The sequence below is a fragment of the Campylobacter sp. RKI_CA19_01121 genome (assembly GCF_025771295.1).
Classification (GTDB): Bacteria; Campylobacterota; Campylobacteria; order Campylobacterales; family Campylobacteraceae; genus Campylobacter_D.
Genome location: NZ_JAKMQA010000002.1, coordinates 1 through 12,192, shown reverse-complemented (window position 1 = coordinate 12,192; position 12,192 = coordinate 1). Strand labels below are relative to the sequence as shown.

Sequence of the window (12,192 nt, the reverse complement as noted above, 5' to 3'; positions counted from 1 at the left end):
CTCTTTAATTAAAAAAAGATTATATCAATTTTTTATTCTTAAATTCTCTTTTCAACTTCCTAATCTCAAACCACATCTTAACATACCCACCCTTATACCAAGTTTTATTAGCTTTTATAAAGGCTTGTCCTAGTTTATAAGAAAGATGATTTTTAAGTTTTAAGGCTTCTTGACAATCAGGATAATCTTCTAATAGAGGTAGTTTTAAAGAAGGATCTTTTTTTATTTTTTCTTGGTAGATTTTTTGTTCTTGTTTATGTGAAATTATTACACTTAATAATACCATAGGCGTTATTAAGTAACCTAGTATAGATTTTGAATTAACTATCATAGCTTGACCTAGCTTATAAGAGAGTTGGTTTTGGATACGAGATTTTACCGTGCCATGTTTAGCTTGGAAGGATAGTTGATTACTTAACAACTGGATTTGAGTTAAATTATTTTGAATGGTTTGATTTTTAAGTTTTATATTTTGATTTAAACTTTGGATTTGAGTTAAATTATTTTGAATGGTTTGATTTTTAAGTTTTATATTTTGATTTAAACTTTGGATTTGAGTTAAATTATTTTGAATGGTTTGATTTTTAGTTTCTATAATATCAGCTATAAATTCAGCTATTTTATCCCAATACTCTGGCTTCATTTCTTTAAGCTCATAGTTTTCTTTATAATTACTTAAATCTTTTTTAGGAAATAATCTTTCTTTATGGGGAAAGAATTCTTTTCTTACCCATTCATTTGGTTCTTCAAAATAATCTATATAGGATTGTATTATTTTTTTAGATACTTGAAATTTTAGATGAGTATTGTTAGAATTTTGGAAATGTTTTTTTATATATTTAAGACAATCTATACGTAATTTATTATTTTCTATAGGCATATAAGGAGGATTATTATCAAATTTATGAGGAAATTTTTCATTAAGTCTTCTTTGTAACTCTACACCTAATAAATCCAAACTCTCATTTTGTTTTGGGGGTATAATCAAATTTTTATCCCATTTCAAGCCTATGCTACATATAAAATCCTTTAACAAATCTCCTTTGTAAAATTCATTTTTATCAAACAACCTTACAATTAAATTCTCTTTGCCAAAAACTTCAGAAAAATCTTCTATTATTCTTTTAATATTAAAAGAATAAATTCTTGGATGTATATTTGGCGTAATTTTATCAGTATTAAAATGAGCCCAACCTTGTATATTCTGCACAGAGTATGAACTAACAAATTCACTAATTTCTCTTATATATAAAATAATAAAAACTTCATCAAATCCGAGTATTTTAAAAATATTACTTAGATTGCTTACGTGAACTTTTGAAAAACAATTTCTACATATTGCTTCTGATGAAAACACAAATATTTTACTCTGATGCTGATTGATTTCCTCAAATACTAAAGAATAATTCTTATTTAAATTTATCTCTCTAAAATCATTAATTTTATTTATTGTCATTTCATGAGCTAAATCAGCAAGCCACCAATGTTGTTTCCCTATTAAATAGTTTTTAGGATATAAATAACCTTGTTTAACAAGATAATCATGATTTTGTAATAAAAAATCCTGTATGCTTGTTGTTCCTGTTTTTTCAGTCCCTATATGCACATAAGCAGTCATTTACACCCTCTTATCTAAAAATCTCAAAATCATATCCACATTCTCATTAAGATCTTCTTTTGTTATGTGTATATGCGGGTTTTTAGGTTTTTCATAAGGACTATCTATACCTGTAAAATTCTTAATCTCTCCATTTCTTGCTTTTTTATAAAGTCCTTTTGGATCTCTTTTTTCACAAATTTCCAAAGGTGTATCAACAAATATTTCTATATATTCATCCTCATCTAAAAGATCTTTTATAAGCTTTCTATCTTTTTCAAAAGGTGATATAAAAGCGCAAAGCACTATCATACCAGCATCTACAAAAAGCTTAGATACTTCTCCTATGCGTCTTATGTTTTCTACTCTTGAAACCTCATCAAAACCCAAATCTTTATTTAGTCCATGACGCACATTATCTCCATCTAAAAGATAAGTATGAAAACCTTGCTCAAAAAGTTTTTTTTCAACCGCATTTGCTAAAGTAGATTTACCACTACCACTAAGCCCACTAAACCACAAAACGCATGGTTTTTGATTTTTAAGTTTAGCTCTTTGAGTTTTTGTAATGCTACTTGTGTGCCAAGTTAAATTTTTACTCATTTCTTTCCTTAAAAACTAAAAAATACCGGAGTCATAGTTAAAACAATAGCTGAATAAGTCAAAGAAACTATCCATCCTATTTTTATAAAATCAGTAGTTTTATACCCACAAATTGAACCTACCATCAAGTGAGTTTGATAACCATGTGGCATTAAAAAAGCACAACTTGCCCCATAAGCAACCGCTAATATAAACGGAGTTGGATTAACTTCAAGCGCTAAAGCAGTACTATAAGCGATAGGAAAAGCCAAAGCTGCAGCAGCGTTATTGGTAATAATTTCAGTTAAAAGCAAAGTTAGAAGATAAATTCCCACGAAACTACCATATAATCCATATACCCCAAAAGTTCCTATAATAAACTCGGCCAAATCTTTAGCTAAACCACTATTAACTAAAACTTTAGTAATAGCTAAAGAAGATCCTACTATAATAAAAATTTCCAAAGGAAAGCGTCTTTTTGCCTCATCAAAACTTATGATTTTAAATATAAATAAGCAAGCTAAAAACACTAACAGTGCTTTAAGCAAAGACACTAATTCCAAAGCAGATAAAGCAATGATGGCTAAAAACGCAAAAATCACTATAAAACTTTGAATATTACTTAACTTTTGATTTTGCATGATATTTGAGATAATGTAAAAGTTTTTATTGATATTATCTCTTGAGTGAAAATCCTTGCCTACGCTTAAAATAAGTCTATCCCCAGCTTGTAATAAATTTTGACCAATTTTTGAAATATTTTTTGAGCCTCTTTTTAGAGCCACAATCCCAGCATCAAATTTAGCTCTAAAGTTTGCCTCCTTAACGCTTTTTCCTATCAAATTTGACTCAGAATTTATAACAACATCTACTAAATTTAATGTTTCTAATTTCAAATCTTGCGAGCCAATTTGCAAGCCATTAAATTTTTTCAAAGCCTCTAAATGTGTAATATCTCCACTAAAAACTAATACATCTCCTTCTTTGATAAGCTCATTATGACTAACAGGAGTAATAAGCTCATCTTTTCTTTGAATTTCAAGTAAAAACAAAAACTCTAAATTTCTTAAGCCATTTTCTTGTATAGTTTTCCCCACTAACGAGCTACCTTTCAATACTTTAGCATTAATCAAATACTCATTAATGACATTTTCTCTTTCTTTATACTCAGGCAATAAAAAGCTAAAAATCAAAAGCACTATAAGCACGCTAATACTTATACAAAAACCCACCGCAAAAAAATCAAAAATCTTTAAACTTTCCAAACCATTTTGCACCACAAAAGAATTGACTATCAAGTTAGTTGAAGTGCCTATCAAAGTCATCGTTCCACCAACTATGGAAAAATACGAAAGTGGGATGAGTAGTTTAGAAGGAACCTGAAATTTGTTATTTTTTATAATACTCATAAAACTTGCCACTACTGCAGTATTATTTAAAAAAGCTGAAATACTAGCTGTAACAACTCCAAGCTTTAAAAGTGATAGATGATAATTTTTACCTATGATGAATTTAGAACACCAACTTATCACAACACTTTTTTCTATAGCTAGTGAAACTAGCAAAAGCAAAACAAGCACTATCAAAGATTCGCTCGTATAAGAACTAAGCCAAGTATTTAAATTTAAATACCCCAAAAGATAATAAATCACAGCTACACTACCAAATAAAATAAAAGGTTTAATTTTATTGCTAATTAGTAAAATAAGCAAGATTAAAATACTTAATGCGACAATAATTTTCATATTTTTTTACATCCCCACTCAGGATAGTTTTTTCTAATATAAGCATTAAGTTCTATTTCTGCTTGAGTGTAAATTCTACTCTTTTCATCGCTTGCTAAAATTTCTTCTACCATACCCGCTGCTAAGGTTTCATTAGAGTATTTATCTATGATGATAAAACTTCCTAAAGTTTTATTGTCCTTATAAGCTTTAAGGGCTGTTTTTTTATTAAGCTTTAAGGTGCATTTAGCAATATCATTGAGTTTTAATTCATCGCTTTGAAATTCTTTGAAAGTATTAATGTCTTTTTTAAAATCAATTTTTTCAAATACTACATTAGTAGTTAAATTTGCTATTTTAATAAGGTAGTTTTCATTTAAATTAAACTCAACTTCACTCATCCATATTACCATAGCTTTAAAAGAATTTGAAATTTCTATGCTATGATTTTTAGAAGCTATTACATCGCCTCTTGAAATGTCTATCTCATCTTCTAAAGTTAAAGTTATAGCACTTGGAAAGCTAGCATTTTTAGCACTTTGAATTTTTTCATTTTTATCAGGTATATTTAGACTTTTAATACTAGGCGTGATAATTTGTTTTACTTTACTTATTTTTAAAGAAGGTAAAATCACAACTTCACCTTTGATATTTATACTACCACTAGCAATATTTCCACAAAAACCTCTAAAATTTAAATGAGGGCGATTGACATATTGCACACTCATGATAAACTCATCACTTAAACTAGTAGCAATAGGCAAAGTATCTAAAAGCTCAGATAAGGTTTTTCCACTATACCAAGGCATATTAATGCTTTTAGAAGCTATGTTGTCTCCATCTAGTGCACATATAGGAACAAAATGGGTTTTAATATACTCATGATTTTTTAAGTATGGTAGAATTTCTTGATAATTTTTGCAGATTGTATTAAAAATTTCTTGATTATAATCAATCAAATCCATTTTATTCACAGCAATAATAAATTGTTTTATACCAAGCAAACTCACTATATAAGAATGTCTTTTAGTTTGAGTTAAAACCCCTTTTCTAGCATCTATAAGTATGATAGCAATATCAGCTGTACTAGCACCTGTTGCCATGTTTCTAGTGTATTGTTCATGGCCTGGGGTATCTGCTATGATGAATTTTCTTTTTTCACTTGTGAAAAATCTATATGCTACATCTATGGTTATACCTTGCTCTCTCTCGCTTGCAAGACCATCTACTAAAAGTGCAAAATCAAGCTTTTCCCCTGCATTGCCAAGCTTTTTACTATCTTTTTCTAAAGATAAAATTTGATCTTCAAAAAGCATTTTTGTATCATAAAGCATTCTACCTATAAGGGTAGATTTGCCATCATCTACACTACCACAAGTGATAAATCTACAAAGCTCTTTATTTTCATGTTCTTTTAGGTATTTTTCTACATTTGTTTTCATTAAAAATACCCCTCTTTTTTCTTTTTTTCCATACTTGCTTCTTCATCAGTGTCTATAAGCCTACCTTGTCTTTCACTTGTTTTAGAAAGCAAAAGTTCTTCGATGATTTCTAAAACATTGCTAGCACTTGAATTTATAGCTCCTGTTAGCGGGTAGCAACCTAGGGTTCTAAAACGAACCAATTCTTCTTTGGCATTTTTAGCAAGTTCTTTTGGCATACGCTCATCATCAACTAAAATTTTAGCCCCCATATATTCTACTACCGGTCGTTTTTTAGCAAAATAAAGACTTGGCAAAGGAATATTTTCTTTATAAATATACTGCCATATATCAAGTTCAGTCCAATTACTCAGTGGAAAAACTCTTATGGATTCACCTTTTTTATGACGACCATTGTAGATATCCCATAATTCTGAGCGTTGATTTTTCGGATCCCATGAGTGATTTTCATCACGAACAGAATAAATTCTTTCCTTTGCACGCGATTTTTCCTCATCTCTTCTTGCACCACCAAATACCGCATCAAACTGATATAAATCAAGCATTTGTTTTAAACCTTGTGTTTTAGCAATATCTGTATACATAGAAGAGCCATGTGCAAATGGAGAAAGATTTAATTCTTTGATTTTGGGGTTTTGATAAACTACAAGCTCCATGCCAAGCTCTTTGGCACGTTTGTCTCTAAATTCTATCATCTCTTTAAATTTCCATGTGGTATCTACATGCACTAAAGGAAGCGGGGGCAAGCTTGGGTAAAATGCTTTTTGTAAAAGATGAAGCATAACTGAGCTATCTTTACCTATACTATAAAGCATAGCTGGTTTTTCAAACTCAGCTATCACTTCACGGATGGTATGAATGGATTGTGTTTCTAAATATTCCAGATAAGATATATTGAACATAATTTTCTCTTTCAAAATAAAAGAGAAAATTATATCAAATTTTACTAAATTGAGCTATCAAAGTATCTGTTGCGCCTAATGATGCCAAAGTTTGCTCATAAGCATTTTGCAAGATAGGATTATCTATAAATTTTCCCCAATGCTTTTGTCCAGCAGGAAGTCCATTTGCCAACCAATATAAATTATTACTTATGGAATATCTTTGTATACATTTTATAAAATCAACGTGTAATCCAGCTTTTTTTGCAATCATAGATAAGGTATGTGTATTAAAGTAATATAAATGTGGGCTCCAATATATAAAATTTTGATATGATTTATTTTGAAATATAGTAAGAAGTGCATCATTTGCATTAGGAACTTCTATTATTATTTTGCCATTATCTTTTAATTTAAAAGATAATCTTTTCAAAATACCGATAGGGTCATGTAAATGCTCTATTACGTGAAATGCTGTTATAATATCATAACCCTCTCCTTCTATTAAATTAATATCATCTAAATCTCTATATAATTTAATATTGTTATTTTCATAAATTTTTTCAACCTGCTGTTCAATTTCCACTCCAGATACTGTTTTTGCATACTCCTTAGCTAAAATTAAAAACTCAGCCCTTCCGCTTCCAAAATCTAATATATTTTTAGCAATAATTTGTTCCTTAACAAATTTCAACCTGAATTTAATAGCTTCTTCTTTATCTTTAGATAATGTTTCAATATAATTATTTAATAGAGTTTGTTTTCCATTATTTTGAAAATCTATTCTTTTAGAATGTTGAAAAAAAGATAAATCATTCATCTTATTATCTATATAAAATTTTTCATTTGTACAAAATTTACTCAAAAAAACTAATCCGCATTCTTCACATTCAAGTATATCAATTTCATTATTATCTCTAACCTTGCCATTTCTTTTAGAAATATTTTCATTTCCACATAAATAACATTTCATAAATCCATCTCCTTACTAATATTTAAAAATTTATTGTAACAAAGCAATCTTCAATACAACTAAAATAATATCATTTTTATTAATTTTAATATTTAAAAAGCAACAATTATATTATCTTTTTATTATATAAAAAATCAATTAATTCTGCTACACTATGCACCATAGCTTCATTTTTTTTGAATCCATATCCCCAAGAAACACTAATAAAATCAATACCTAAATCTTTAGCGGCTTTTTCATCATGTAAGGTATCACCTATCATTAGAGCATTTTTCATAGAAAAATACTCTAAACATAATTTTATGATATCTGCTTTACACCATTTTCCTTCAGCATCAGATCCTTGTATAAAATCAAAATAATTACTGAGACCAAAATATTTCAAAATAAGCTCTGCGTGCTCCTGTCTTTTATAAGTTGCAACTGCAATTTTATTTGTACTATTATGAATTTTTTCAAGCAACAGAGAAATGTTATCGTAAACACTTGCATTATAAAGAAAATTTTGCTTATATATATTTCTAAAAAGTTTTGTTGCGAGAGCAGCATCCTTATCACTGAGTTCAAGTGTATTTTTTAGTGAATTAAAAATGGGTGGTCCTATAAACGTTCTAATGACTTCTCGACTAATGTTAGGAAGTTTTAAGTAATTTGTAACATAATCAATACTTCTAATAACACCATCTATAGGATCAATTAAAGTTCCATCAAGATCAAAAAGTATCAGCATTAATCTTACCTTTTTTTAATTTGAGATTTGTCTTTGTGAGCATAATAATTTCATATTTACTTTTCCTTGTGTCAATAAAACTATTAAACATATCTTCTAGCTCAATATTTATTTTATGAATTTCTTCTTTGCTTTTTTGAATTTCCATTTCATCTTTGAAGTAATTTTGTTGCCCAAATACAAATCCATCAAAACCCGCTATAGCCAAAGATTGCAATTTAAAATAATCTAAAAGTCTAAAAAATAAGATAATAGAATTATCCAAATTACTCCATCCTTTTTGAACAACTCTATTAATGTTTATTCTAAAAGAATTTGGAATGTTAGCCTGAATGTTTGACAAAAATATTTTTGGTTTTTGAATAAAGATTGAATTTAATTTCAAATATTCAAAACGTTTAATATTGCTTACATAAAAAAAATCATTTTGAAAACTTGAATCAATAAAGTTAATATTTACAACCAAACAATCTTTATCTCTTATATATTTTAAAATTTTATCTTTTTCATTTATTATAGAATTTCCAGGAGCTAGAACTAAAATATTTTTATTATTGAAAATTTCAGCTAATCTCTTGAATTCGTGACTATCGTCAATATCAACCCTTCCTATATGTTCAAGATAAAGCTCTTCGAGTCTATCATAATCATATCTTTTAATTTTATCTATCTCCAATTGCGATAAAATCAATGAAATATCCTTACAAAGGATATTGTTTTTCCCTAACAAGTAGTTTATATTATTTGTATGTGCACTATACATACCAGCAATAAAATATGGCAAACTATATCCCCAATTAAATTTTGCCGCAATTGGTTTAATATACACATCAATACAATCTAGTAAAGCATGAATATTATAACTATAGTTCATTTTTTTATTTGCGTATAATGCAATAAGCTCTGTAGGTGTATTGCCAGCTCCTCTTCCCATACCATTCAAACTAGTATCAACTGTAACATTTCTTTCATTCTGGCTCAATCTAATAAACTCTTGAGATAATGCACTAGAAAGCTGCAAATTATTATGAGAATGAAATCCTATTTGAATATTCTTATTTAAATTATGATTTATAAAATAATACAATCTTCTTAAATCTTCAATATACATCGATCCAAAAGTATCAACTATTGAAAAACAAGTACTATTTGTTTTGTTAACTTCGTCTATTAAATCCAATAATTCTTTATCGGAATAACCCAAAATATCAACAGGTTGCACATAAACATTATAACCCTTGGCAATAACCTTTCTTACCGCATCTATTGCTAAGAAACACTCATGTTTAAAAAAACATATCCTGATTACATTGATTTTACAATTTACATTTATAGGTAATAAATCAAAATCATATCTTGAATAATCAGCCAATAAAGAAAAATTTGATTGTTTTGTATTTTCAGGTAAAAAATCAAAAGCGTCAGACGGTTTTTTAAATACTGTTTTACCTTCTCCAAAACCTTCATTTTGTAAAAAACCTATCTCGATTAAATCAATATTAGCGTCTATGAGATTTTCAATAATACCTTGTATAACTGGTTTTCCAAATTTTTTATCAACAATATAAGCTCCATCTCGCAATGTACAATCTAAAATTTTTAAATGTTTCATTATTTATCCTTTTTAATGAAATATTGGTATACTTTATCCGCAAATTCAAAATCTTCAGGATAATCTATATCAATAAATTCAATAAAATTACACTCACAAACAAAAACTTTTTTCCCGCTTCGACTATTATAATTTGCAAAAACATTCCTTGTAAACACATATGGAGAAGATATTTCACAAAATACAGGTTCTATATCTTGAGTTTTTTGAACTGAATCTAATAAAAAATTTAATGGTTCATTTTTAAACCAAATAAAATTTTTAAATTTCTTTGCAGCAATTGCTGAATCAAATTTTTTAGATACTACTGCATTAATGCATTGTTTATATGTATCAAGAAGCACAAAAGGAGAAGTAGCATGAGCCATAATATAAATATCAGCATCTATACTTTTAACAAAACTAGCTATTAAATCTCCAGCGAGTGTTTCTGATGAGTCTAAACTAGCATCTCTTTGTAAAAATTTAACTCCATCAAGCAAATACGATTTTATTTTTGCATCACTGCAAAATACATATATATCATCAATATATTCGCATTTCAATAAAGTTTTTTGAACAAAATGTACCAATGGTGTACCATCGAAAAAGGTTTTAGTGTTTTTACCTGGTAGTCTTTCATTGTTTAATTTTATCGGAATAAAAGCAACTGTTTTCATTTTTTCTCACTTTTGTATTTTATATTTCTTATCTCAAACCACATCTTAACATATCCACCCTTATACCAAGTTTTATTAGCTTGTATAAGAGCTTGTCCAAGTTTATAAGAAAGATGATTTTTAAGTTTTGAGACTTCTTTATAATCAGGATAATCTTCTAATGGAGGTAATGCCAATGATGGATCTTTTTTTATTTTTTCTTGATAGATTTTTTGTTCTTGTTTGTGTTTATCTTTTATATAAGATAGCACAAAAGGCATTCTTATATAACCTAGTATAGATTTTGAATTTGCTATCATAGCTTGACCTAGTTTATAAGAGAGTTGATTTTGAATTCTTGCTTTGGCTGTTCCGTATTTAGCTTGGAAGGATAATTGTTTGCTTGATAACTGAATTTGAGCTAAATTATCTTGAATGGTTTGTTCTTTAAGTTTTATATTTTGATTTAAATTTTGAATTTGAGAGTTTTTAACTTGATTATCTTGATTTTGGATTACCTGTTTTAGTTCTTTTATTATAGTATCTGCTAAAACCATATCTTTTAAATCAAATGCAACTCCATAAGTTGAATTGATTCTATAACGCTCTGCTAATATCTCAACCGCAGGAACCGATAAACGAGAGATCTTCAGTTCGTTTTTTATAGCCACACTACTGAGATCCATTTTTTCCAAAATGTCTGCAACAAGGTTATAAATATGTTGCCAAGGAATATGATATCCACCTAAACCGCCATTTATTTTATTTTTTACATTATACGCAGCTAGTATAAATTTTTTCTCAACCATTATACCGCACTTTCTCGCCCAAGGAACTTGCGGTGGAACAAAATTAACCCCCTGTTTTTTACAAAACTGAAACGGAATCATACCAGTTGTGTTTCCTTCTGATATACATAAATGACTCTCATTGCATAAAGAAATTTTTTTTCTATAATCACAGTCTTCCAAAAAAATTAACTCAACTTCGCCCGTTATAATTTTTTCTTTAAATTTTTCAGACAAATTCTTAAAAAGATTTGAATTAACCCCATAAAACAAAAGTTGCTTATTACTATCACCAATCATACCATCATAAGATGTAGTTCCATTAAAATATATTTTTATACAATTAAAATATTTTAACAACTCTATAATAATATTATAAACACCCTCTTCTTGTTCAATCCATTCTCTATACTCAAAAATACACAAACCAATCCATATAACTAATTTATCTTCTGTTTTATCTTCTGTTTTATCTTCTGTTTTATCTTCTGTTTTATCTTCTAAAACATCACGCAATATTGCCTCCTCAAATTCAATATTGCGCGATTCTGGGACACCATTTGGATAAATATAAACAATATTATCATGACTATAATTTATATTTTTAATATATTTTTTAAACATAAAAAAACAATTTGCAGGATCAATTTTTACATCCTCTACTAATCCACTTTTCATCAACAAATAAAAAAATCTCAATGGGTAAACAAAAAAATGCTGCGGTTGAGACATATTGAATGTAAAGCCAAATTTAATGTTTTTAAATTTCAAATCATTCAAATTTATTTTATTAGCCATATATTTCACTGTATATGGAATAGGCCATGCACATTGAATTTTATAAAAAGCACCGGGAACAATAATATAGTTTATCAACAAAGATGCCTGTGTAAAAATCCACGGATACTTATTTTCCTTGTCAATCATAAATACGATATTTGAAGCCTTATTATCTGCAATATTATATACAGCCCTAGTCTTAATGTTTTTATAAAATGGGTGCTCTATTTCAAAATATTTATTGCTTATTTGTTTACCCCAAAAATCGATCATCTTTGAAATATTTTTTTCTTCTTGAATTTTAACAATACTCCTAAATTCTTCAGTAAAATCACCAATAATACATTCTTTTTCTATAATTTTTTCATCGAATTTTTTTAGCATTTCTATAAAATTTCTAATTTCCACAATATTACCTTTTTTCTAATGTATACACATAGCAATC

The 12,192-nt window shown here is 28.0% G+C and carries 10 protein-coding genes; all 10 read right to left on the bottom strand.

All coding sequences use genetic code 11. From position 1 onward, the window contains the following. Positions 1-19: 19 nt before the first annotated feature. Positions 20-1,618 carry a hypothetical protein gene (locus L8T90_RS01060; protein WP_263736472.1) on the bottom strand — a complete coding sequence of 533 codons (1,599 nt, stop codon included), beginning with the start codon at positions 1,616-1,618 and terminating at the stop codon, positions 20-22. Then, positions 1,619-2,200 carry an adenylyl-sulfate kinase gene (gene cysC, locus L8T90_RS01055; RefSeq protein WP_263736471.1) on the bottom strand — a complete coding sequence of 194 codons (582 nt, stop codon included), beginning with the start codon at positions 2,198-2,200 and terminating at the stop codon, positions 1,619-1,621. It abuts the gene before it with no gap. 8 nt (positions 2,201-2,208) lie between these two features. Then, positions 2,209-3,924, bottom strand: a complete 1,716-nt coding sequence (locus L8T90_RS01050; RefSeq protein WP_263736470.1) for an SLC13 family permease — start codon at positions 3,922-3,924, stop codon at positions 2,209-2,211. Continuing rightward, complete coding sequence (gene cysN / locus L8T90_RS01045) at positions 3,921-5,345, bottom strand: sulfate adenylyltransferase subunit CysN (protein ID WP_263736469.1); 1,425 nt, start codon at positions 5,343-5,345, stop codon at positions 3,921-3,923. Before cysN ends, L8T90_RS01050 begins: the two co-directional genes overlap by 4 nt. Next, on the bottom strand, positions 5,345-6,247 hold the full coding sequence (cysD, locus tag L8T90_RS01040) for a sulfate adenylyltransferase subunit CysD (protein ID WP_412174991.1): 903 nt from the start codon (positions 6,245-6,247) through the stop codon (positions 5,345-5,347). The genes cysN and cysD overlap by 1 nt, the downstream gene beginning before the upstream one ends. Before the next feature lie 34 nt (positions 6,248-6,281). Then, positions 6,282-7,199, bottom strand: coding sequence for a class I SAM-dependent methyltransferase (locus tag L8T90_RS01035; protein WP_263736468.1), 918 nt, complete (start codon positions 7,197-7,199; stop codon positions 6,282-6,284). A 106-nt stretch (positions 7,200-7,305) separates the two neighbouring features. After that, entirely contained in the window at positions 7,306-7,929 is a 624-nt protein-coding gene (locus L8T90_RS01030) for an HAD family hydrolase (protein WP_263736467.1), read from the bottom strand. Beyond that, positions 7,913-9,541 (bottom strand): aldolase catalytic domain-containing protein, encoded by a 1,629-nt coding sequence (locus tag L8T90_RS01025; protein WP_263736466.1) that lies wholly within the window; start codon positions 9,539-9,541, stop codon positions 7,913-7,915. The genes L8T90_RS01030 and L8T90_RS01025 overlap by 17 nt, the downstream gene beginning before the upstream one ends. Further along, the gene (locus L8T90_RS01020; protein WP_263736465.1) at positions 9,541-10,200 is read right to left on the bottom strand and encodes a cytidylyltransferase domain-containing protein; all 660 of its coding nucleotides are present in this window, start codon (positions 10,198-10,200) and stop codon (positions 9,541-9,543) included. The genes L8T90_RS01025 and L8T90_RS01020 overlap by 1 nt, the downstream gene beginning before the upstream one ends. After that, positions 10,197-12,155: a hypothetical protein gene (locus L8T90_RS01015; protein WP_263736464.1), complete on the bottom strand. Its 1,959-nt coding sequence runs from the start codon at positions 12,153-12,155 to the stop codon at positions 10,197-10,199. The genes L8T90_RS01020 and L8T90_RS01015 overlap by 4 nt, the downstream gene beginning before the upstream one ends. Positions 12,156-12,192: the final 37 nt, after the last annotated feature.